Annotated in this window: 17 protein-coding genes, 1 tRNA gene and 1 pseudogene; 9 read left to right on the top strand and 10 right to left on the bottom strand. The window is 65.5% G+C overall.

Annotation, left to right across the window (positions count from 1 at the left end; all coding sequences use genetic code 11):
* Positions 1-241 precede the first annotated feature (241 nt).
* From ACTJJX_RS29600 to ACTJJX_RS29580, 5 genes and pseudogenes are all read right to left on the bottom strand, one after another.
* Positions 242-1,513 carry an IS4-like element ISPa1635 family transposase gene (locus ACTJJX_RS29600; protein ID WP_004423958.1) on the bottom strand — a complete coding sequence of 424 codons (1,272 nt, stop codon included), beginning with the start codon at positions 1,511-1,513 and terminating at the stop codon, positions 242-244.
* Positions 1,514-1,637: 124 nt separating this feature from the next.
* Positions 1,638-1,799, bottom strand: a pseudogene (locus ACTJJX_RS29595) (YqhA family protein); the annotation flags it as partial.
* Positions 1,800-1,972: 173 nt separating this feature from the next.
* The gene (locus ACTJJX_RS29590; RefSeq protein ID WP_003094775.1) at positions 1,973-2,314 is read right to left on the bottom strand and encodes a PA4575 family protein; all 342 of its coding nucleotides are present in this window, start codon (positions 2,312-2,314) and stop codon (positions 1,973-1,975) included.
* A 150-nt stretch (positions 2,315-2,464) separates the two neighbouring features.
* Positions 2,465-4,918: a Lon protease family protein gene (locus tag ACTJJX_RS29585; RefSeq protein WP_003105114.1), complete on the bottom strand. Its 2,454-nt coding sequence runs from the start codon at positions 4,916-4,918 to the stop codon at positions 2,465-2,467.
* Between the two features lie 98 nt (positions 4,919-5,016).
* Positions 5,017-5,343 (bottom strand): TraR/DksA family transcriptional regulator, encoded by a 327-nt coding sequence (locus ACTJJX_RS29580; protein ID WP_003116271.1) that lies wholly within the window; start codon positions 5,341-5,343, stop codon positions 5,017-5,019.
* 234 nt (positions 5,344-5,577) lie between these two features.
* Between ACTJJX_RS29580 and ACTJJX_RS29575 the strand changes: the two genes are divergently transcribed.
* The gene (locus tag ACTJJX_RS29575) at positions 5,578-6,066 is read left to right on the top strand and encodes a DUF3015 domain-containing protein (RefSeq protein ID WP_003094783.1); all 489 of its coding nucleotides are present in this window, start codon (positions 5,578-5,580) and stop codon (positions 6,064-6,066) included.
* A 58-nt stretch (positions 6,067-6,124) separates the two neighbouring features.
* Positions 6,125-7,981 carry an Lnb N-terminal periplasmic domain-containing protein gene (locus ACTJJX_RS29570; protein WP_003094784.1) on the top strand — a complete coding sequence of 619 codons (1,857 nt, stop codon included), beginning with the start codon at positions 6,125-6,127 and terminating at the stop codon, positions 7,979-7,981.
* Here ACTJJX_RS29570 and ACTJJX_RS29565 read toward each other — a convergent pair.
* Both ACTJJX_RS29565 and rtcR read right to left on the bottom strand, forming a co-directional pair.
* Positions 7,975-8,529, bottom strand: coding sequence for an NADAR family protein (locus ACTJJX_RS29565; RefSeq protein ID WP_004352744.1), 555 nt, complete (start codon positions 8,527-8,529; stop codon positions 7,975-7,977). The genes ACTJJX_RS29570 and ACTJJX_RS29565 overlap by 7 nt on opposite strands.
* Positions 8,530-8,584: 55 nt before the next feature.
* Positions 8,585-10,180 carry an RNA repair transcriptional activator RtcR gene (gene rtcR, locus ACTJJX_RS29560; RefSeq protein WP_016852122.1) on the bottom strand — a complete coding sequence of 532 codons (1,596 nt, stop codon included), beginning with the start codon at positions 10,178-10,180 and terminating at the stop codon, positions 8,585-8,587.
* 314 nt (positions 10,181-10,494) lie between these two features.
* Between rtcR and ACTJJX_RS29555 the strand changes: the two genes are divergently transcribed.
* The 7 genes from ACTJJX_RS29555 to ccpA all read left to right on the top strand — a co-directional run bounded on the left by ACTJJX_RS29555 (position 10,495) and on the right by ccpA (position 16,769).
* Positions 10,495-10,568, top strand: a tRNA-Arg gene (locus tag ACTJJX_RS29555).
* Positions 10,569-10,839: 271 nt separating this feature from the next.
* On the top strand, positions 10,840-11,985 hold the full coding sequence (locus tag ACTJJX_RS29550) for a slipin family protein (RefSeq protein ID WP_016852123.1): 1,146 nt from the start codon (positions 10,840-10,842) through the stop codon (positions 11,983-11,985).
* Positions 11,986-12,040: 55 nt separating this feature from the next.
* On the top strand, positions 12,041-13,255 hold the full coding sequence (locus tag ACTJJX_RS29545) for an RtcB family protein (protein ID WP_016852124.1): 1,215 nt from the start codon (positions 12,041-12,043) through the stop codon (positions 13,253-13,255).
* Positions 13,256-13,291: 36 nt separating this feature from the next.
* Positions 13,292-14,104, top strand: a complete 813-nt coding sequence (locus ACTJJX_RS29540; RefSeq protein WP_003105094.1) for a nucleotidyltransferase domain-containing protein — start codon at positions 13,292-13,294, stop codon at positions 14,102-14,104.
* The gene (gene rtcA / locus ACTJJX_RS29535) at positions 14,101-15,126 is read left to right on the top strand and encodes an RNA 3'-terminal phosphate cyclase (RefSeq protein ID WP_016852125.1); all 1,026 of its coding nucleotides are present in this window, start codon (positions 14,101-14,103) and stop codon (positions 15,124-15,126) included. The genes ACTJJX_RS29540 and rtcA overlap by 4 nt, the downstream gene beginning before the upstream one ends.
* A gap of 101 nt (positions 15,127-15,227) precedes the next feature.
* Positions 15,228-15,605, top strand: a complete 378-nt coding sequence (locus ACTJJX_RS29530; protein WP_003107850.1) for a hypothetical protein — start codon at positions 15,228-15,230, stop codon at positions 15,603-15,605.
* Between the two features lie 123 nt (positions 15,606-15,728).
* A complete protein-coding gene (gene ccpA / locus ACTJJX_RS29525) occupies positions 15,729-16,769 on the top strand; it encodes a cytochrome-c peroxidase CcpA (protein WP_003094815.1) in 1,041 nt (346 codons plus the stop codon).
* Positions 16,770-16,827: 58 nt separating this feature from the next.
* Here ccpA and gdhA read toward each other — a convergent pair whose 3' ends face one another.
* From gdhA to praA, 3 genes are all read right to left on the bottom strand, one after another.
* Positions 16,828-18,165 (bottom strand): NADP-specific glutamate dehydrogenase, encoded by a 1,338-nt coding sequence (gdhA, locus tag ACTJJX_RS29520; protein WP_003094817.1) that lies wholly within the window; start codon positions 18,163-18,165, stop codon positions 16,828-16,830.
* A 295-nt stretch (positions 18,166-18,460) separates the two neighbouring features.
* Complete coding sequence (locus tag ACTJJX_RS29515; RefSeq protein WP_003123403.1) at positions 18,461-19,852, bottom strand: outer membrane protein transport protein; 1,392 nt, start codon at positions 19,850-19,852, stop codon at positions 18,461-18,463.
* 259 nt (positions 19,853-20,111) lie between these two features.
* Positions 20,112-20,600 carry an alkane oxidation protein activator PraA gene (praA, locus tag ACTJJX_RS29510; RefSeq protein WP_003119407.1) on the bottom strand — a complete coding sequence of 163 codons (489 nt, stop codon included), beginning with the start codon at positions 20,598-20,600 and terminating at the stop codon, positions 20,112-20,114.
* Between the last annotated feature and the right edge of the window lie 287 nt (positions 20,601-20,887).

Genomic DNA, 20,887 nt, shown 5'->3' with positions numbered 1-20,887 from the left:
CAATGTCATCAACCTAAGCTGCAGCCCTGCCCAAGGCAAGCCCCCCGAAGCAGCCAGCCGCCATGGCCGTCGGGCGATGACCAGGCCTCTGCCGCTCAATCAGGCGGTCTAGCTGGGCTGGCGGTGATGTGATCATCGTCTGTTCCGGCTGTCTAGGCGAGATTTCTCGTCCTCCGGACGAGCCTATGCCGACCGCTTGTGGCCAGCTTTTTTTGCACGGAGGTTGGGCGGTGGTGTTTCTTCAGCGCGTCGGTTTGTAGCCCTCACAACCTCGGCTGGCTGCGCGTTTGCGTTGGCGCGCAAAGCTACGGCCTGAGCGTACGGCACTGAGGCTTTTAGCCATCAAGGCCAGCACATTGCTCAGCCCCTGAGCACAGTGCCGCACCAGCAGCTCGACCAGGGTATTTTTGAGCCGTGACACGCCTTGGGTGAAGTTGACTTTCCATCGCAGCTTGCGACCTTTGTGGCGCTGTTCGATGACCGGCTGTAGCAGGTGCTGCATCAACAGCGCCAGGTTCTTCAACAGTTGAGCGGCATGAAAGTCCTGCTTTACAGCGGTCACGCTGCGGCCGCTGAAGTTGTCCAGCGTCAGGGTTTGTTTGAGGCGACGGAAGTCGGTTTCGATGCCCCAGCGGCGGTGGTAAAGCTCGGCAAACACCTCAGCGGGAAAGGCTTCTCGATCCAGCAGCGAGGTCAGCAATACTTCGCTTTCGCCGTTGGCCAACTCGACCCGGATCAGTCTCAGCTCGATCTGGCTGGCAGGATCAACGCCAGCCTCGGAGCAGAACAGACGTGCTTCAGGATGGTTGGCCACGAAAAGCTGTGTGTCTTCAACTTGGCCAGAGTGTAGAAACGCTTTGACCTGGGCGTTATAGCCACAGGGCAGGCGCATCAGAAAGTGCCGCTGTTGCTGCGCGAACAGCGCGAATAACCAGTGCCCAGGGTAACCACGGTCAAACAGCGTCAGGCTGTCAGCCGGCAGGTGCTCAAGGTGCAGATGGGCACAGTCGCGCTCACCGACTGTCAGGGGCACGATCAGGCTATGCAAGGTTTGACCGTCAGCGACTTCGTAGAGTGTGGACAAGCGAGCCATGGGAAAGCCAGAGTGACTGCCAAAGAAGGTCGCCATGGTCGACTCCAGGGGTAAATGCACGGTCGAGCCATCCACCGCGAGCACCCTCAGCCCACGCCACTTCTGACGCAGCCCGAAGCAGTCAATTTGTTGCTGCAGGAGGCGATTGAGACTTTCAAATACCTCGGGGTTGAGCTTTTTGCGCGCTTTGCAGAAGGCCTGCGCAGTGACCATTTGCGTCTCAGTCGACGCCTGATTGAGTACGCGATAGAACTGATCGAGTTCGGTTTGCAGGGCCGTGCGCGGCTGATTGAGCAGGAACAGGACGAGGTTCTTGAAGGTGAGCTGGCGTCGGCGGGTAAAGTCTTGAGGATTCTGGCGGTGGGCGGCGATGAAGGCGGGACAATCGAGCGGGCTGGTTATTTTTTGTACAATTTTCAAGCCAGGGTTTGGCTGGCGGTGTCAAGCGATGCGGTATAGGTAGTCAAAAGGGCTTCTCCCATGCACTGATTTGAGCGCTAATTATATGATATTTATGGATAATTTCCAAAGTTGATGACATTGGGATCAGGTCGGCCTCGGCCATCGCGAAGATGTTCGGGATGACGTGGAATATTTCCTGGAAGAACTTGATGGTCAACGCCAGCAGCGCCAGCGACAGGCCCATGTAGATGGGAGCCAGCAGCCAGCGCGAGGCGTACATGGCGTTTTCGAAAAAGCGTTCCATGGTCTCTTGTGTGTATGTGCAGGGGAAAATGGGGCGGCGAGTATAACGCAGCGGCCGGCGGTTTTTATCCAGAAAATCTGTGGATAAATATGTGCACCGAGCCGGGATGGATCCCGCCAGCGATGATGGCACGGGGCCTCGGCCGGATTGCTCAGGCTTTGCCCAGGCGCCGCTCAGGATTCCGGGCGAAACAGGTAGTCGCCGACATGCGGCCGTCGTTCGCCATTGAGTCGGCGCAGTTCGCCCTGCAGGTGCAGGCGCCAGATCGGCGGGTCGACGGCTTCGATATAGCCTTGCTGGGCCAGGCAGTCGGCAATCGCCTGCAACACCCCTTCGGCCACCAGCGGTCCGTGGAAGGGGCCCTGGGCCTTGATCGCCGAAGGCTGGGAGCCGGACATGCCGGCGGCGCAAAGCAGGGTCCAGAGTCCGTTCTCTCCGGCCAGCGGCCTGACCACGCATTCGATTCGCGTGGTCAGCCCCAGACAAGGGCGGATGAGGCAGAGGTTACGCGGCATGGCGGCATCCTCACGGGGGTTCCCAGTTTTGAGCCTACACCTGCCGCCAGGTTCCGCATAGCGCCGGCGGGAACTTGTCCACAGGGCTGAAACGCACGAGGGCGGGGCTTTCCAGCCCCGCCCTCGACAGGTTCCGACAGCGCGCCAGGCTCAGTCCTTCTTCGCCGCGGCCTTGTCCTTCGCCACGACGGTCTCTTTCTCCGCCGGCTTGTCCTTTTCCTTGTCGTCCTCTTCCATGCCGAGTTCGGATATCTCCTGCAAGCGCGCCACGACCAGATCGTTCACGCTGCCTTTCGGGAAGCGTCCCTTCTCGTCCTGGGCACCGACCGGCTTGCCCACCAGCAGCGCCAGCGCCTCGTCCACCTCGCGCACCGCGTAGACGTGGAACTGCCCGGCGCGCACCGCCTGCAACACGCGCTCGTCGAGCATCAGGGTAGTGACGTTGGCGCGCGGGATGATCACACCCTGTTCGCCGGTCAGGCCGCGCGCTTCGCAGAGGCGGAAGAAGCCCTCGATCTTCTCGTTGACGCCGCCGACCGCCTGCACCTCGCCGAACTGGTTGATCGAGCCGGTAATGGCGAAGCACTGCTTCAAGGGCGTCCGCGACAGCGCCGAGATCAGCGTGCAGACCTCGCCCAGCGAGGCGCTGTCGCCGTCCACGTAGCCGTAGGATTGTTCCAGGGCGATGCTGGCGGAGATTTCCAGGGGGAACTCCTGGGCGTAGCGGCTACCCAGGTAGCCGGTAAGGATCATCACGCCCTTGGAGTGGATCGGCTGGCCGAGGTTGACTTCGCGCTCGATATCGACGATGCCGCTGCTGCCCGGATAGACGGTCGCGGAAATCCGCGCCGGCACGCCGAACACCGAGTCGCCCACCTCCAGCACGGTCAGTCCGTTGCACTTGCCGACCGCGGCGCCAGCGGTGTCGATCAGGATGATCCCCGCCAGCATGTCGTCGAGGATCCGCGCCGACACCCGTCCGGTGCGGGTCTGCTTGGCCTTGAGGGCACGCTCGATGTGGCCGAGCTGGATCACCTCCTCGTTCGCCAGCTGACGGATGAAATCGGCTTCGCTGACCAACTGGAACAGATCGCCGATCCGTGCCGAAAGCCGCCCCTGGTGCTCGGCCAGGCGCGCGCTGTAGGTCGCCAGTCGCGCCACCGCCGCGCCGCTGAGGGGCGCCATGCCCTCTTCCGAGGTGCGCGTCTTGAGCAACTGGGCGAACTGTTCGAGGCTGTCCTCGCCCAGCGGGATGTCCTCGTCGAAGTCCACCAGCACCCGGAACATCTCCTGGAAGTCCGGATCGAGGTCCTGCAGGGTGTAGTAGATCTGCCGCGAGCCGATGATGATCACCTTCAGTTGCAGCGGGATCACCTGGGGGGTCAGGGAAACCGCAGCCAGGCGGCCGAGTTCGGCCAGCGGCGACTCCATCTTCAACTGGCGCGACTGCAGGGCACGCTTGAGCGCGTCCCAGACGAACGGCTCGCCAAGCATCTTTTCCGCTTCCAGGATCAGGAAGCCGCCGTTGGCCCGGTGCAGCGCCCCCGGACGCAACTGCCGGTAGCTGGTGTAGAGCGCCCCCTGGTCCGAGCTGTACTCGATGCGGCCGAACAGGTTGTCGTAGGTCGGGTGCGACTCGAACACCACCGGCGCGCCGCTGGTCGCGTGGTGGACGATGGCCTGGTTCGGCGCGTACTGCTCGATCAGCCCTTGCTTGCGCTGGGCGTCGGTGCGGCTGTCGTCGACCAGTTGGTCGACCACGGTCTTCAGCAGGTTCAGTTGCATCGCCTGCAGGTAGGCGCAGACGCCCGGGTTGTTGTTGTACTTCTCCACCAGAGGCGCCAGCAGGGGCTGCAGGGCCAGGGTGATGGTTTCCTCGTTGAGCTCGCGCAACTGGTTGCTCGACTCGCGCTTCCACTGCGGCAGGCTCGCCAGTTCCTCGTTGAGGTACTCCTCGAGGGCGGCGATATCCTTGTGGAAACGCTCGCGCTCGGCTTCGGGCAACTGGGCGAATTCGGCCTCGTCGAGGGCCTTGCCGTCCTTCATCGGGGTGAAGGCGACGTTGGCGCTGTCGCGGTACAGCGCCACGTCCTTCTCCAGGGCGCGCCGCTCCACCGAGTCCAGGGCGCGGTCGTAGCGCTGGTTGAAAGCGCGGTCGACGGCGTTCTTCTTCTGCTGGTAGGCCGGATGCTCGAAGACCGCCGGGAAGGTCGACATCAGGTTGTCGATCAGACGGTCGATGTCGGCGCTGAATTCGGTTGCGCTGCCCGGCGGCAGCTCGATCACCCGAGGTTCGCGCGGCTCGTCGAAATTGTTCAGGTAGACCCAGTCGGAGGGCGTGGCGACGCGCTTGCCCTCGGCTTGCAGATAGCGTTTGACGAAGGAGAAGCGTCCGGTCCCCGGCTCGCCCATGACGAATACGTTGTAACCCGGACGCGGCATCGCCACACCGAACTGCAGCGCCTCGACCGCACGCTCCTGGCCCAGCACGCCGCGGAAGGGCTCCAGGTCATCGGTGGTGTCGAAGGCGAATTGCTCGGGAGCGAACGGGCGGGTCAGTTCTTCTGGCGCCAGGCGCAGGCCGGCAGCGACGGAATCGGGCATCGGGAATCCTTGCATCGGGCGGCAGATCGCCGCGGGGTGTCGTCGCCCGCATTCTCCCCCCAGCCTCGCGCCACTGACAAGGCGCGGATGGCGCTATCTCACCGATGTACCAGGTCGGCGCAGCGCAGGCAGTATTCCGCCGCAGGCAGGGCGGCCAGGCGCGCCGGTTCGATGGCCTCGCCGCAGCGCTCGCAGTAGCCGTAGCGACCTTCCGCCAGGCGCAGGCGGGCCAGGCCGACCTGACGCATCCCCGCCTCCGCCTCGGCGAGCAGGCCTTCGAGCACTTCGTCGTTCTGGCGCTGCACCGCCTGCTCGGCGAAGTCCGGCGAATGGCTGCGCGCCAGGTCCCGACGGATCGCCGCGGCGCGTGCCGCGTACTCGGTCGCCAGGGTTTCCAGGGCGGTAGCGGGGTCGAAAGCGCTCATATCCACCTCCTGCATGAGGAACGGCTGACCAAGGCCGGTTTCGCTCAGACCGACCAGAACTTTCCCAAGTCTGGACGGTTCCAAGCGGATTGCCGCTGACGCCGGTCAATTTTCGCCCGGCATTGCGCGCTGCCACCCATTCGGTGCCTTGACACCCCGGTGGCATTCCGAAAAGCTCACGGCGTCGCTGGCCCGCTCCAGATGGCTCCGATCCACCTCAAGAGAGAACAAACGATGAAACGGATTCTGCTCGGTACCCTGTTCGCCGCCGCCTCCTTCAACGCTTTCGCCGACGCTCCCGGCGGCGCCGGCTGCGGCTGGGGCAACATGCTCTTCAAAGGCCAGCGCGGCGTGGCCACCCACGTGGTCGCGGCGACCACCAACGGCACTTCCGGCAACAACACCTTCGGCATGACCACCGGCACCAACGGCTGCCATACCAACGGCGCGCTGTCCTATGGCGGCAAGCCCCTGCTGGTGCTCGGCAGCATGATGGACGAGCTGTCCGAAGACATGGCCAAGGGCAATGGCGAAGCGCTGACCACCTATGCCGTGGTGCTGGGCGTGCAACCGCAGGACCGCGAGCACTTCGCCGCCGTCACCCATGAGCATTTCTCCGAGATCTTCAACAAGTCCGACGCCACCGCCGCCGACGTCTATGCCAACACCCAGGCGATCCTGAAACAGGACGCCCGCCTGGCCAAGTACGCCGAGCAGGCCTGAGCCTCGCCGCCTGCCCGTTCGCGGGCAGGCCCCTTTCCCCAAGCATTAAGCCTTGCCGATGCCGAAACGCCTGTTGCCCTGGATGGCGCTGTGCGCCTGCTCCCCCCTTCTGGCTGCGCCCACGGTTCCCGAGGCCCGCCTCCAGCAACTGGCCGCCGATCCCTACTGGATCGCCCTCGGCCACTACGAACGCGGCAAGCTCGGCGGTTGGCGCAGCTACGTCGACGACGAGCGGTTCTTCCTCGCCGACAACGGCGAGAGCCACCCGGACGCCGAACTGGCGGCCACGCTAAAGGCGCTCTATGCCTCGCCCAGCCTTGGCGACAAGCATGCCCAGTGCGTCTACCCGGCACGCACCCGCTGGCTGCGCCAGCAACTGCAACTCGACGACCTGCCGCAGCCGCAGTGCGGCGAATACGACAACTGGTACCGCGACATCAACCCGCACAGCGCGGTGCTGGTGTTCCCCGCGGCCTACCTGAACAGCCCGTCGTCGATGTTCGGCCACACCCTGCTGCGCATCGACCAGGCCGACGTCACCAGCAACAACACCGCCCTGCTCAGCTACGCGCTGAACTTCGGCGCCTACATCGAAGGCATGGACAACAGCATCCTCTATGCCTGGAAAGGCCTGATGGGCGGCTATCCCGGCCTGTTCGCGCTGGTCCCGTACCGGGAGAAGCTGGCCGAGTACAGCCGCCTGGAGAACCGCGACCTCTGGGAATACAAGCTGAACCTCACGCCCGAGGAGACCGGGCGCATGGTCGAACACGTCTGGGAACTCAAGCAGGTCCGCTTCGACTACTACTTCTTCGACGAGAACTGTTCGTTCCGCCTGCTCGAACTGATGGAGATCGCCCGCCCGGGCATCGAGCTGACCGAGCAGTTCCCGCTTACCGCGATCCCCACCGACACCGTCCGCGCGGTGAAGAACGCCGGGCTGATCGAGCGCATCGACTACCGGCCGTCGCGCGAGAAGGAACTGCTCGCCCGCGCCGAACCGCTCGACCATGCCGAGCGCGACTGGGCCAAGCGCCTGGCGGACGACGACAGCCTGCTCGACGCTCCCGACTTCAAGGCCCTGCCGATGCCGCGCCAGGCGCTGATCCAGGACGCCGCCTTCCGCCTGGTGCGCTACCGCGCCACCGGTCAGGCGCGTGACAGCGGCATCGCCTCGCGCAGCTACAACCTGTTGCGAGCGATCAACCGCAACCCGCCGCCGGACCTCCAGGTCGAGCGCCCCGGCCAGCCGGAGGACGGCCACGAGTCACGGACCTGGCAGTTCGGCGTCGGCAGCCGCGATGACCGCGCCTTCGCCGAATACGGCCTGCGCATGGCCTACCATGACCTCGCCGATAACGCCTATGGCTTCCCCCTCGGCGCGCAGATCGAGATCGGCCAGCTCAAGCTGCGCCAGTACGAAGGCAACCGCTGGCAGTTGCAGAATCTCGACCTGGTCACCATCCGCTCGCTGACCCCGCGCAACCAGTTGCTCAAGCCGCTGTCCTGGCAGGTCGCCGGCGGCCTGGAGCGGGTGCCGGGCGAGGACGGCGACGAAAACCTGGTCAGCCACCTGAACGGCGGCGCCGGCGGCAGCTGGATGTTCGGCGACGACCTGCTGCTCTACGCCATGGGCACCGCGCGGATCGAGAACAACAGGGACTTCGCCGCCGCCATCGCCCCGGCGGTGGGCTTCGACAGCGGCCTGCTGTGGCGCAACCCGCTGGGCAACCTGACCCTGGAGGCCAAGGGCGACTACTTCCACAACGGTGAAGTGCGCCGCAGCCTGGGCTTCGTCCAGCAGGTGGAGCTGGGCCGCGACCTCGGCCTGCGCCTGAGCGCCGAACGCGAGTTCAGCCATGTCGGCAAGCCGATCAACGAGGTGAAGCTGGAGCTGCGCTGGTACTACTACTGAGCCAGCCTCCGGCGCACCTCCATCAGGGCGAAGCCGAGCAGGTTGAGGCCTTGCCAGGTCGCCGGCTCGGCTGCCAGGGGATCGCTCGCGGCCAGGCCGATGCCCCAGATCGCGTCCACCGGGCTGGCCTCGACCAGCACCCGGTCGGCGGTGCCCAGAAGGTATTTCTTCAGCGAAGCGTTCTGGCCGAACTTGCCGAGGTTGCCTTCGATCACGATTCCCACCCGCTCGGCGTTCCAGCGTGCCTCGTCGAAGCCGGCGACTTCGCGGCCGAGGGCCTTCGCCTCGCCTGGGCTGCGCGCCGCCAGGATGCGCTCGAGCAACCTAGGGTCGTCGAACAAGCGTGCCTTGGCCGCCATCATGTAATGCTCGGCGCTGGCGTAGCGCACCCCGTCGAGCTTGAACGAAGCCTCGTACCACTGGCTGAAACAGCTCTTGCCGACCTTGTCATCCGTCGCCGGGCGATGTCCCCAGAAATACAGGTATTTGAAGCTTTCGCCGGCCGCGCAGCGCTGGCGCAGTCGCTCGACGTCCATTATCTCGCTCATCGGCATTCGTCCCTGGAGCCCGTGAAAAGACGCCAAGGATATCCCGAAGTGGTGTTCAGGCGCGTATCTGCGCCCAGTCCAGGCCGAAACGCGCCAGGTACTTGCGCAGCCGGTCGGCGTCGTTGGGGTTGCGCTTGTCCTGGCGCGAAACGGCAAACAGCCGGCGTCCCGCCTCGGAAAGGGTCTTAGCCCCGCGGCACACTTCCAGCACCGCCTGCAGTTGCAGGCGGTCGAACAGATCCAGGACCTCCACCCGCTGCCCCAGCAGATCGGCCAGTGGCTCCCGGCCCGCATCGAGCCCCCAGGCCTGGCGCAGGCGGAGGATCTCCTCCTCGACCAGCGCCTCGTCGATCCGCCCGCTGTCGGCCAGGGTCGCCATCCGTGTGATGGAAGCCGACAGCTCGCGGAAGTTGCCGGCCCAGCGCGCTTCGCTGGAACCGGCGAAGGCCAGGTAGCGACGCTTGGCCTCCAGGTTGAAACGCACCTGCCGCCCTTGCTCGCGGGCGTGCCGCTCCAGTTCGAAGTCGATGTTCGGCTCGATGTCCTCGCGGCGTCCAGCCAGGCCCGGCAGCTCGAAGGTCCACAGGTTGATGCGGGCGAACAGGTCCTCGCGGAACAGGCCTTCGGCCACTCGTCCGCGCAAGTCGCGGTGGGTCCCGGCGATAAGCTGGAAGTCGCTCTCCACCTCACGGTCCGAACCCAGCGGGAAGAAGCGCTTCTCTTCGATAGCCTTGAGCAGCATCGCCTGTTCGTCGGCGCCCAGCTCGCCGATCTCGTCGAGGAACAGCATGCCACCGTCGGCTGCGCGCAGCAGGCCTTCGCGCGCATTCTGCGCGCCGGTGAAGGCGCCCTTGACGTGACCGAACAGTGCCGACATCGCGCCGTCGCCGCGCAAGGTGGCGCAGTTGACCTCGACGAAACGCCCGTCGAGCTGGTGCCGGCTGCGCTTGAGTTCATAGATGCGCCGGGCGAGGAACGATTTGCCGGCACCGGTCGGCCCCACCAGCAGCATGGGTGCCCGCGAACGCACGGCGACCCGCTCGATCTGCTCGATGGAGCGGTTGAAAGCGGCATTGCGCGTGGCGATTCCCGACTTGAGAAAAGCCAGGCTTTCCTCCTGTTCGCGGCGGAACCGCGAGGCGATGCGGTCGTAGCGGGACAGGTCGAGGTCGATCAGCGTCGCCGAGCCCTCGGGATGGCGCGCCTCGTCCTTGCGCCGCGACGGCGAGGTCTGCACCAGCCGGGCCGGCAGGTAGCGCGCCTCGGTAAGGAGGAACCAGCAGATCTGCGCGACATGGGTCCCGGTGGTGATATGCACCAGGTAGTCCTCGCGCTCGGTGTCGAAGGGGTAGGCGCTGACGAAATCGTGCAGGGCGCCATAGACCTCCTCGAAGTCCCAGGGGTTGCGCAGTTCCATCTGCTGCAGGCGGACCTCGGTATGCGGCGACACCGCGGCGATGTCGGCGCGAATCCGCTCGGCCAGGCCGAGGTCGCGGGCGTCGTTGCCGTGGATCAGTTCGAGGCGGTCGATCAGCAGGTCCGGCTGCTGGCACAGGCCGATGCTCGGCCGCCACTTTTGCCAGCGCGCCGCGCCCTTGCCGAGACGGTCGAGGGTGGCGCCGATGAAGCCGATGGCGACCGTGCGTTTCATCACTGCTTATCCTTCAAGATAAAGATCGATATGAAAATATATAGAAATAGCCAGGCATCTCTCCATCGAATTCGCCGACGAAGCGCAATAAAAAATTTATTCACCTTTAAAATCAAATAGTTAAGCAAGAAACAGTCTCATCGATAAAAACCTGGCACGCCGCTCGCTATATCCATTTCGACCGCATCGCCCATGCAGGCCGACGGGTCGGGACTCCAGTCCCGCCGGTGCCCGAGCCCACCCCTGGTGTCGGCGTCGTGCATGCCGCCCGCAACAACGACGGTCATTCGCGAATGACGGCAATGCCGCTTCGCGGTTCGATAGCTCAGCCTGGTAGAGCAACCATCCACGAAATGGTCTGTCGCGGGTTCGACTCCCGCTCGAACGTTGCCTTAACGGCAATCACTCAATGGCAACACCCGCCGGTGTGGCCGAGGCGAACTGCGCAAGCGGCCAGGAAGGCCGGAGAACGCAAGGGAGCCGAAGCCGCCGCCGGCCCGTCCGGCCCGCGGTTCGGGCACGGGGCAAGGCAGGCCGGGGATCGAGGGAATCGATCGTATGGACAGGACGTCCGCCAGGCCAACCTCCTCCGCGCTCCACCCACGACGCTCGACGGGCCGGCAACACCGGCACCACGGAAGAATGAAAGGAATGAAGAGATGAAAATGCTGAAGCGCTTTATCGTGAAGAAGAACGAACGCGGCCTGCTGTATTCCGAAGGCGACTTCCTCGCCGTGCTCGAACCGGGCACCTACCGCCGCTTCGATCCGTACGACCGCCTGAGCCTGGAAAGCTTCAGCCTGAACACCCCGCAGTTTGAACACCGCCTGGCCGGCTACCTGCGGCAGAGCGAACCGCAACTGGTGGAGCGCTACTTCACCCGGATGGACCTGGGCGACAACGAGGCCGGCCTGCGCTACGAGGACGGCGTGCTGGTGGAGTTGCTCGCACCGGGCAGCCGCCGACTGTACTGGAAAGGCCAGACCGAGCAGCGCCTGGAGCGCATCGACCCGACCCAGGACTATCGATTGTCCGCCGCGCTGGTCGCCCAGTTGCACCAGCCGAACCTGCGCGACCGCGCCCTGGCGGGCCTGGACGCAGTGTTGCTGGTCCAGGTGCCGGCGTTCCAGGTCGGCGTGCTCAAGGTCGACGGCGCCCTTGCCGGCCTGCTGCAAGCTGGACAATACGGTTTCTGGCGCTACAACCGGCAAGTCAGCGTGGAACTGGTCGACACCCGTATCCAGGCGCTGGAGGTCAGCGGCCAGGAGATCCTCACCCGCGACAAGGTCAGCCTGCGCCTGAACCTCGCCGCCAATTGGCGCTACAGCGACGTGCTCACCGCCTTCTCGCGGCTGAGCAAACCGCTGGAGTATCTGTACCGCGAGCTGCAGTTCGGCCTGCGGGCGGCAGTGGGCACCCGTACCCTCGACGAACTGCTGGAGAACAAGCAGTCGATCGACGAAGCGGTCAGCGCCCACCTGGCCGCCAAGCTGGAAGACAGCGGCCTGGAAGTGAGCGGCCTGGGCGTACGCGACATCATCCTCCCGGGCGAAATGAAGACCCTGCTGGCGCAGGTGGTGGAGGCGGAGAAGGCGGCCCAGGCCAATGTGATCCGCCGCCGCGAGGAAACCTCGGCGACCCGCTCGCTGCTGAATACCGCGAAGGTCATGGAGGAAAACCCGACCGCGCTGCGTCTGAAGGAATTGGAAACCCTGGAGCGGGTGGCCGAGCGCATCGACCGGATTTCGGTATTCGGTGGCCTGGACCAGGTATTGAACGGACTGGTCACGCTGAAGCAGGCCTGATCACGAACGATAGCCGCGCCGTCGACAAGACGGCGCGGAGCACAAGGAAAGCACGATGAAAGACATGAATATCCTCGAAGTGGCCGGCGGCAAGCCGATCAAGCTCTGGACCCAGGGCGTCCCGGTGGAGGAGGAAGCGCGCCAGCAGTTGCTGCACACGGCGAAGATGCCCTTCATCTTCAAGCACCTGGCGGTGATGCCTGACGTACACCTGGGCAAGGGCTCGACCATCGGTAGCGTGATCCCTACCCTCGGCGCGATCATCCCGGCCGCGGTGGGCGTGGATATCGGCTGCGGAATGATCGCCGCGCGCACCTCGCTGGTCGCTGCCGACCTGCCGGACAACCTGCACGGCCTGCGCAGCGCCATCGAGCAGGCGGTACCCCACGGCAAGACCTTCGGCCGCCGCGACCGCGGCGCCTGGCACGAGGTACCGGAGGCCGCCGACCAGGCCTGGAAGGCGCTCGCCGGTCGCTTCAAGGCGATCACCGACAAGCACCCGAGGCTGGAGAAGACCAACAACCGCCAGCACCTGGGAACCCTCGGCACCGGCAACCACTTCATCGAGGTCTGCCTGGACGAGGCCGACCGCGTCTGGTTCATGCTGCACAGCGGTTCGCGCGGGGTCGGCAACGCCATCGGCAACCTGTTCATCGAACTGGCCAAGGCGGACATGCGCCAGCACATCGCCAACCTGCCGGACAAGGACCTGGCCTACTTCGAGGAAGGCAGCCGGCACTTCGACGACTACGTGGAAGCGGTGGGCTGGGCCCAGGATTTCGCCCGGCAGAACCGCGCGCTGATGATGCACGCGGTGATCGAGGCGGCGCGCCAGGTGATCCGCAAGCCGTTCGAAGCCAACCTGGAGGCGGTCGATTGCCACCATAACTACGTGCAGAAGGAGCGCCACTTCGGCCAGGAGGTACTGGTCACCCGCAAAGGCGCGGTGTCCGCGCAGAAGGGCCAGCTCGGCATCATTCCCGGCTCGATGGGGGCGAAGAGCTTCATCGTCCGCGGCCTCGGCAACCAGGAAGCGTTCTGCTCGTGCAGCCACGGCGCCGGGCGGACCATGAGCCGGACCAAGGCGAAGAAGGTCTTCAGCGTCGCCGACCAGGCGCGCGCCACCGCCCACGTCGAATGCCGCAAGGACGCCGACGTGATCGACGAGATCCCGATGGCCTACAAGGACATCGACCGGGTCATGGAAGCCCAGCGCGAGCTGGTGGAAGTGCTGCACACCCTGCGTCAGGTGGTGTGCGTGAAAGGATGACGGGCGCCCTGTGGCGCCCGCTGGGGAAGAATCGAAATGAACAGGGAAGAACGCCATCCGCTCCCCGCCGCCATGCGCGAGCGGGTACTGGATGAGCTGGAACGGATCGAACGCGAGCACGACGTAGTCGTGCTCTACGCCTGCGAGTCGGGCAGCCGGGCCTGGGGCTTCGCTTCGCCGGACAGCGACTACGACGTACGCTTCGTCTATGTGCATCAGCCCGAGTGGTATCAGCGCGTCGAGGAACCTCGCGACGTGATAGAACGTCCGCTGAGCGACGAGCTGGACATCAGCGGCTGGGAACTGCGCAAGGCGTTGCGCCTGATGCGCAAATCCAACCCGGCCCTGCTGGAGTGGCTCGGCTCGCCGCTGGTGTATCGGGAAGAGCCTGGCGTGCGCGAGGAACTGCTCTGGCTGGGCAGCGCCTTTCACTCCGTACCAGGCAGTCGCCATCACTACCTGTCGATGGCACGCAAGAACTACCGGGGCTACCTGAAGGGCGACAGCGTCCGGCTGAAGAAATACCTCTACGTCCTGCGTCCGTTGTTCGCGGTGCGTTGGCTGGATGCAGGCCTGGGCTTGCCGCCGGTGGCGTTCGAGAGGCTAGTGGAAGCCACGCTGGACGACCCGTCGCTGCGCGAAGAACTGGATGCCCTGCTGAGCCTCAAGCGTCAGCGCGACGAATCGGCCTACGGCCCTCCGCGCCTGGCGCTGCAACGCTTCATCGAAGCGGAGTTGCTCCAGGCCGAACGAGGGGCCACCCAACCAACCGGCGCGCGCCAGGACAGCCGACTGCTGGATCGCTACCTCCACGACAAGATATGGCAATACACAAGGGAAACCTCATGAGAAAGGACCTCATCGAACTCGACGGCAGCGAAGGCGGCGGGCAGATCCTGCGTAGCGCCCTGAGCCTGTCGATGACCAGCGGCCAGCCGCTGCGCATCCGCAACATCCGTGGCCGGCGCAGCCGTCCGGGGCTGCTGCGGCAGCACCTCACCGCGGTGCGCGCGGCGGCGGAAATCTGCGCGGCCGAGGTCGAGGGTGCCGAGCTCGGCTCACGCGAGCTGGCGTTCCGGCCCGGTGCGATCCGCGCCGGCGACTACGCCTTCGCCATCGGCTCCGCCGGCAGTTGCTCGCTGGTACTGCAAACCCTGCTGCCGGCGCTGCTCGCGGCCAACGGCGAAAGCCGGGTGAGGATCAGCGGCGGCACCCACAATCCACTGGCGCCGCCGGCGGACTTTCTCCGCGACAGCTGGCTGCCGCTGTTGCAGCGGATGGGCGCGGAAGTCGACCTGGAACTGCTGCGCCACGGCTTCGTACCCGCCGGCGGTGGCGAGCTGCTGGCGCGGGTACGCCCGGCACGCTGGCGGCCGCTGCAACTGGAGCATCCCGGCGCGGCGCTGCGGCGCCAGGCGCGGGCGCTGCTCGCCGGGATTCCCGGGCACGTCGGCGAGCGTGAGCTGGAGAGGGTCCGCCAGCGCCTCGGTTGGAGCGACGAAGAACGCCAGCTGGAGTTCCTCGCGGAGGACCAGGGGCCGGGCAACGCCCTGCTGCTGCGGATCGACTGCGAGCACATCTGCGCGATCTTCTGCGCCTTCGGCCAGGCCGGCGTCAGCGCCGAACGGGTGGCGGAACAGGTCGCGACGCAAGCCATCGGCTGGATGGAAAGCGGCTGCGCGGCGGACGAGCACCTCGCCGACCAATTGCTGCTGCCCATGGCCCTGGCCGGCGCCGGCAGCTTCACCACGCCGCGGCTGAGCGCCCATCTGCAAAGCAACCGCCGGGTTATCGAACGCTTCCTGCCGGTGAGGATCGGCGACCAGGCGCTGGACGGCGGCGGTCATCGCATCGTCATCACATCGGCTTGACGAATTCCTCACCAATGCCGACCTAGACTCGCGCCGGACCTGCCAGCGGGCCCGGCGCGAATCTCCGGGAGCCCCATCCCGGCGGTCGAGGAGTCCCGGCCATGTCTTCTTCGCGTCTCGGCGTGCTTGTCCTCGCCCTGATCCTGCTCACCGCCACCCTGCTCGGCGGCTGCGAAAGCACCCACCAGTACCTGCTCGCCAAGGGCTACCCGCCCGCCTATGCCGACGGTTTCGACGATGGCTGCGGTAGCGGCCGCCAGGCGGCCGGCTCGATCAGCGGCGAATTCCGCAAGGACGTCCCCCGCTACCTGCGCGAGGCGATCTACGCCAGCGGCTGGGGCGACGGCTTCGAGCAATGCCGGTCGATGGCGCGGAGCGAAGAGCGGCGGCGTTTCGAGGAGCGCCAGTGGGACGACCGCGACGACGATTGGCAGCGCGACCGCGACCGCGCGTTGGCCCGGGCCTTGCGCGAGCGCTGAAGCACGCTGCGACAACCATCCGCAGCACCGATCCCGGTGCGCTTGATCCACGTCAAGCCGAGCAGCGCGCCGCTGGCCTCTCCTCACAGGACCGGTTGTAACGCCTGATAAGGAGAAAAAAAGATGCAGTCCTCGCAACTGCTCCCGCTTGGCAGCCTGTTGCTGTCGTTCGCCACGCCCCTCGCCCAGGCCGATGCCCTGCACGACCAGGCCAGCGCGCTGTTCAAACCCATCCCCGAGCAGGTCACCGAGCTACGCGGCCAGCCCATCAGCGAGCAACAGCGCGAACTCGGCAAGAAACTGTTCTTCGACCCGCGCCTGTCACGCAGCCATGTGCTCAGCTGCAACACCTGCCACAACGTCGGCACCGGCGGCGCCGACAACGTACCGACGTCGGTCGGTCACGGCTGGCAGAAGGGGCCACGCAATTCGCCGACGGTCTTCAACGCCGTGTTCAATGCCGCGCAGTTCTGGGATGGCCGTGCCAAGGACCTGGGGGAGCAGGCCAAGGGTCCGATCCAGAACAGCGTCGAGATGCACAGTACCCCGCAGTTGGTCGAACAGACCCTGGGCAGCATCCCGGAATACGTGGACGCCTTCCGCAAGGCCTTCCCCAAGGCCGGCAAGCCGGTCAGCTTCGACAACATGGCGCTGGCCATCGAGGCCTACGAGGCGACCCTGGTGACTCCGGACTCGCCCTTCGACCTGTATCTCAAGGGCGACGACAAGGCCCTCGACGCACAGCAGAAGAAAGGCCTCAAGGCATTCATGGACAGTGGCTGCAGCGCCTGCCACAACGGCATCAACCTGGGCGGCCAGGCCTACTTCCCGTTCGGCCTGGTGAAGAAGCCCGACGCCAGCGTGCTGCCCAGCGGCGACAAGGGCCGCTTCGCCGTGACCAAGACCCAGAGCGACGAGTACGTATTCCGCGCCGCGCCCCTGCGCAACGTCGCCCTCACCGCGCCGTACTTCCACAGCGGCCAGGTCTGGGAACTCAAGGACGCGGTGGCGATCATGGGCAACGCCCAGCTCGGCAAGCAGTTGGCGCCGGACGACGTGGAGAACATCGTCGCCTTCCTGCACAGCCTGAGCGGCAAGCAGCCGCGCGTCGAATATCCGCTGCTGCCGGCCAGCACGGAGACCACGCCGCGTCCCGCGGAATAACCGCCACAAGGAAAAACGGGGCTCCCCTGGAGCCCCGTTTTTCCTCTATGGGACGACCTCAGACCACGCCCTGCGCCAGCATCGCATCGGCGACCTTGACGAAGCCGGCGATGTTCGCCCCCTTCACGTAGTTGACCCGCCCCTGCTCCTCGCCGTACAGCAGGCAGGCATGGTGGATCGACTGCATGATGCCGTGCAGCTTGGTATCCACCTCGCCCTCGCTCCAACGCAGGCGCATGGCGTTCTGCGACATCTCCAGGCCGCTCACCGCCACCCCGCCGGCGTTCGACGCCTTGCCCGGCGCGTAGAGGATGCCGGCCTCGAGGAACAGGTCGACGGCTTCCAGGGTCGAGGGCATGTTGGCGCCTTCGGCGACACAGACGCAGCCGTTGGCCAGCAGGCGCCGCGCATCCTCGGCATCCAGTTCGTTCTGGGTCGCGCAGGGCAGCGCGATATCGCAGGCCAGGCCCCAGGGCCGGCGCCCTTCGAGAAACTGCAGGGAAAACTGCTCCGCCATCTCGCGGATGCGCCCGCGGCGCACGTTCTTCAGCTCCATCAGGTATTCCCACTGCTCGTCGGAGAGCCCCGCCTCGGCATACAGGGTGCCTTCGGAATCGGACAGCGAGATCACCTTGCCGCCCATTTCCATGACCTTGCGCGCCGCGTACTGGGCGACGTTGCCCGAGCCGGAGATCGCCACCCGCTGGCCGTCGAAGCCGCGGCCACGATCCTTGAGCATTTCCTGGGCGAAGTAGACGCAGCCGAAGCCGGTCGCCTCCGGGCGGATCAGGCTGCCGCCATAGCTCAGGCCCTTGCCGGTCAGCACCGAGGTGAACTGGTTGGACAGGCGCTTGTACTGGCCGAACAGGTAGCCGATCTCACGCGCGCCGACGCCGATGTCGCCGGCCGGCACGTCCAGGTCGGCGCCGACGTGGCGGTACAGCTCGCTCATGAACGACTGGCAGAAACGCATCACCTCGGCGTCGCTCTTGCCCTTCGGATCGAAGTCGGAGCCGCCCTTGCCGCCGCCCATGGGCAGAGTGGTCAGGGAGTTCTTGAAGACCTGCTCGAAGGCGAGGAACTTCAGCACCCCGAGGTTGACCGAGGGATGGAAGCGCAGGCCGCCCTTGTAGGGGCCGATGGCGCTGCTCATCTGCACCCGGTAGCCACGGTTGACCCGTACCCGGCCCTGGTCGTCGACCCAGGGTACGCGGAACAGGATCGCCCGCTCGGGTTCGACGATGCGTTCGATGATGCCGGCTTCCAGGTAGTGCGGGTTGGCCTCGAGGAACGGCCAGAGGGAACGCAGCACCTCTTCCACCGCCTGGTGGAATTCGGGCTGATCGGGATCGCGCCGCTTCAGGCGCTCGAGGAAAGCGTCGACGGATTGCGTCATTTTTCTCACCGGTTTCTAGTTTTGTGAACAATTTTTTGCGCGTGACTCTAACAAGCCAGGCGGCACCTAGAAAGTGCGAAATGACGCATTGATGAATCTTTATGGTGCAAAACTGAAACTTTCCGGGTCCGCCAGAACGGCTCGGGCCAGAGCACGCGCCCGGAACCAGGCTGCCTCCCGGGCTGGCCACGCACTGTTGAAGGGCGACGAAAGCACCGTTCGCGTGCATCCCGGCGCCAGATGCGAAAGGGCCTCCCCCGCCAGGGGGAGGCCCTTCCTCTACCTACGGCCGGGTCTAGAAGTCGTAGGTCGCGGACAGGCTGAACACCTGTCCCTTGCTGGTTGCCCTGCCATCCAGCCGCCCGCCGCCCAGGCGATCCTGGTTGACCGTCTTCAACGGCACCTCCTTGACGAATTGCCGCGAGTAGGCCGCGTCGATCGACAACTCCGGCATCGACTGGAAGCGATAGCCGGCGCCCAGGGAGGCGAAGTAGCGATCGCCGTCGGGAATCCGCGGATCGCGGGTGGCATTGTGGGTCGGCGTCTGGTCGTAGGCGACCCCGGCGCGCATGGTCCACTGGTCGGTCACCTTGTAGTCGCCGCCCACCGCCAGGGTCCAGGTGTTCCGGTAGGTGTAGGGGATGGAGACGATCGTGTTGCCGTGGGACTTGAGGGTCAGGTCCTGGAACGACGACCACTCGGTCCAGGTGGCGCTGGCGCCCAGGCTCAGACGGTCGTTGAACTGGTGTACCCAATCCAGTGAGGCGTAGGCGGGGATATCCAGGCGCGCCGAGGCGGAAGCGCCCATGCGCAGGTCCAGGCCCGGATAGGCCAGGCCCGGGGTGCCGCCCTCGATGGCGCCCTCGGTCAGTCCACCGTCGTGGTCGTAGAGGTTGTAGTGCCCCTTCAGCTTGTTGCGGATCTTCGCGTGGTAGGCGAAGCCCAGGGTGTCGCGGTCGGTCGGCTTCCAAACCGCGCCGGCGAAGAAGCCGGGCGAGGTGTTGTCCACCTTGACCCGCATCAGCGCGGACGAGTTCGAGGCCGGGAACGGAATCCCGCCCATGCCCGGGGAGTTGGCGGCCGAGGCATAGAGATCGAGGTTCTGGCTGACGAAGCCGGAGGTGCGCTGGATGATCACCCCGGCGCCCAGGGAGAAGTTGTCGTTGACCTTGAACGACAGGGAGCCGGTCAGGCCGATCGTCTCGATCTTGGTGTCCACCGCGAAATCGCGGCCTTTCCAGTTCGGGTCCCAGGTGCTGCGCATTCCCATCGGAACGACCTGGCTCAGACCGAAGGCGAAGCGGTCGTTGATCGGTACGACCAGGAAGCCGGTCGGCAGCCACGCGCCGAATCCGGCCTGGCCGCCATCGTTGGTACCCAGCTCGGGGGTGCCCGGCCCGTCCTGGTAGCCGCCGGTCATGGGATTACCCTGGTAGTCGTAGGCATCGCCGTTGTACTTGATGTCGATATCGGCGTAGTTGACCGTCAACTGGGCGATCCGCTTGTCGATGAACGCCATGGCCGCCGGGTTGTTGAACGCGGCGCTCGGATCGTTGGGAAACAGCGAGCCGCCTGCCATCGCACGGCCCCAGCCCGCCGTGTTGGTGGTCGGCACCATGAAGCCGCCGGCTTGCGCCTGGGACGTGCCGAACAGTCCGCCGACGATCAGGGCGCAGAGCAATGGCAATGGTTTTCTGGCAAACAGGCAGGAAATATCGTTTTTGTTGTTCAAGGTTTCACCCCTGGTGGACTGCTAGTGCACGGGGCACGATGGTCGGCCTGCTTGAGCGTCCTGGCGGACACCCTCCCCCAGACCGTTTTCCATGTGCGAACGAGATTCTGCGCCGCTTCCGGCGGAAACTCCCTCGGACCTGCCGGCCCGCGAAGGACGCCTGGCAGCGGGAGCGCGAAACCGCTGGCGCCGAGGGCGCCAGCGGCAGCCCGGATTACGGGTTGACTACGAAGGCCGGGGTCGGCTTCACGCTCAGGCTGTTGATCTTGCAGTTGCCTGCCAGCGACTGATTGCTGGCGCTGAGGGTATTGGTGGCGTTGCTCCAGGAACCGTTGACGGTGCTCGGGCCACAGGTAGAGGAGAGAATCTTGAAGCCGACGCCATCGACCTTGCCGGCGGTGGTGCTGGAAACGGTCAGCTTCCACGGCAGGCCGGTCATCTGCGGCACGCTGCACAGGGTGTTGCTGCCGCTGACGGTGACGCTGTCGATCGAGGCATAGGAACCATCGGCGGCGGTCTTGCCCTTGAAGGTGATGTTGCAGGTCACTGGCAGATTGAGCGACGCCGGCGAGCTCACGCTGATGGTGCCAGGTGCGGTGAAGGCCGAGTTGACCGGGGTGATGGTGGCCGCGCTAGCCATGGACGAAACGCTCAGGCAGAGAGCAAGAGCAGCAAAGGACGGCAGGGACTTGATGGATTTCATTGTTTTGTATCCTTCCAGTGAGTTGGCAACGCTCGCGGTTGCCGAGCCTTGATCATGCGGCAGGATCGTCGCCGACCCGCCCCCACGACCACCTTGTGCCCTCCCGTCCGATCCACCTGCCAGGCGAACCACACCACCCGCCTTGGCCGTGCGTACCGGGATCGGGAGAGGCTTTACCTCATGAGTCCTATCCGGTGCCGACGCTGACGGTCCCCACGACGAGCCGGGACAGACCGGATATCGGAAAGATCCGATAGGGTTTGCCAACCCGCCGCGCCTCGAGATGC

The sequence above is a fragment of the Pseudomonas sp. 22490 genome, from assembly GCF_052044465.1.
Lineage (GTDB): Bacteria > Pseudomonadota > Gammaproteobacteria > Pseudomonadales > Pseudomonadaceae > Pseudomonas > Pseudomonas aeruginosa.
The sequence above is the reverse complement of the archived record's forward strand: the minus strand, read 5'-3'. Positions and strand labels throughout refer to the sequence as shown.

Excerpts from the sequence above, each read along its gene's own strand:
- ACTJJX_RS29590 (WP_003094775.1), bottom strand. The coding sequence starts at position 2,314 with ATGCCGCGTAACCTCTGCCTCATCCGCCCTTGTCTGGGGCTGACCACG.
- ACTJJX_RS29585 (WP_003105114.1), bottom strand. The coding sequence starts at position 4,918 with ATGCCCGATTCCGTCGCTGCCGGCCTGCGCCTGGCGCCAGAAGAACTG.
- ACTJJX_RS29580 (WP_003116271.1), bottom strand. The coding sequence starts at position 5,343 with ATGAGCGCTTTCGACCCCGCTACCGCCCTGGAAACCCTGGCGACCGAG.
- ACTJJX_RS29575 (WP_003094783.1), top strand. The coding sequence starts at position 5,578 with ATGAAACGGATTCTGCTCGGTACCCTGTTCGCCGCCGCCTCCTTCAAC.
- ACTJJX_RS29570 (WP_003094784.1), top strand. The coding sequence starts at position 6,125 with ATGCCGAAACGCCTGTTGCCCTGGATGGCGCTGTGCGCCTGCTCCCCC.
- ACTJJX_RS29565 (WP_004352744.1), bottom strand. The coding sequence starts at position 8,529 with ATGAGCGAGATAATGGACGTCGAGCGACTGCGCCAGCGCTGCGCGGCC.
- rtcR (WP_016852122.1), bottom strand. The coding sequence starts at position 10,180 with ATGAAACGCACGGTCGCCATCGGCTTCATCGGCGCCACCCTCGACCGT.
- ACTJJX_RS29550 (WP_016852123.1), top strand. The coding sequence starts at position 10,840 with ATGAAAATGCTGAAGCGCTTTATCGTGAAGAAGAACGAACGCGGCCTG.
- ACTJJX_RS29545 (WP_016852124.1), top strand. The coding sequence starts at position 12,041 with ATGAAAGACATGAATATCCTCGAAGTGGCCGGCGGCAAGCCGATCAAG.
- ACTJJX_RS29540 (WP_003105094.1), top strand. The coding sequence starts at position 13,292 with ATGAACAGGGAAGAACGCCATCCGCTCCCCGCCGCCATGCGCGAGCGG.
- rtcA (WP_016852125.1), top strand. The coding sequence starts at position 14,101 with ATGAGAAAGGACCTCATCGAACTCGACGGCAGCGAAGGCGGCGGGCAG.
- ACTJJX_RS29530 (WP_003107850.1), top strand. The coding sequence starts at position 15,228 with ATGTCTTCTTCGCGTCTCGGCGTGCTTGTCCTCGCCCTGATCCTGCTC.
- ccpA (WP_003094815.1), top strand. The coding sequence starts at position 15,729 with ATGCAGTCCTCGCAACTGCTCCCGCTTGGCAGCCTGTTGCTGTCGTTC.
- gdhA (WP_003094817.1), bottom strand. The coding sequence starts at position 18,165 with ATGACGCAATCCGTCGACGCTTTCCTCGAGCGCCTGAAGCGGCGCGAT.
- praA (WP_003119407.1), bottom strand. The coding sequence starts at position 20,600 with ATGAAATCCATCAAGTCCCTGCCGTCCTTTGCTGCTCTTGCTCTCTGC.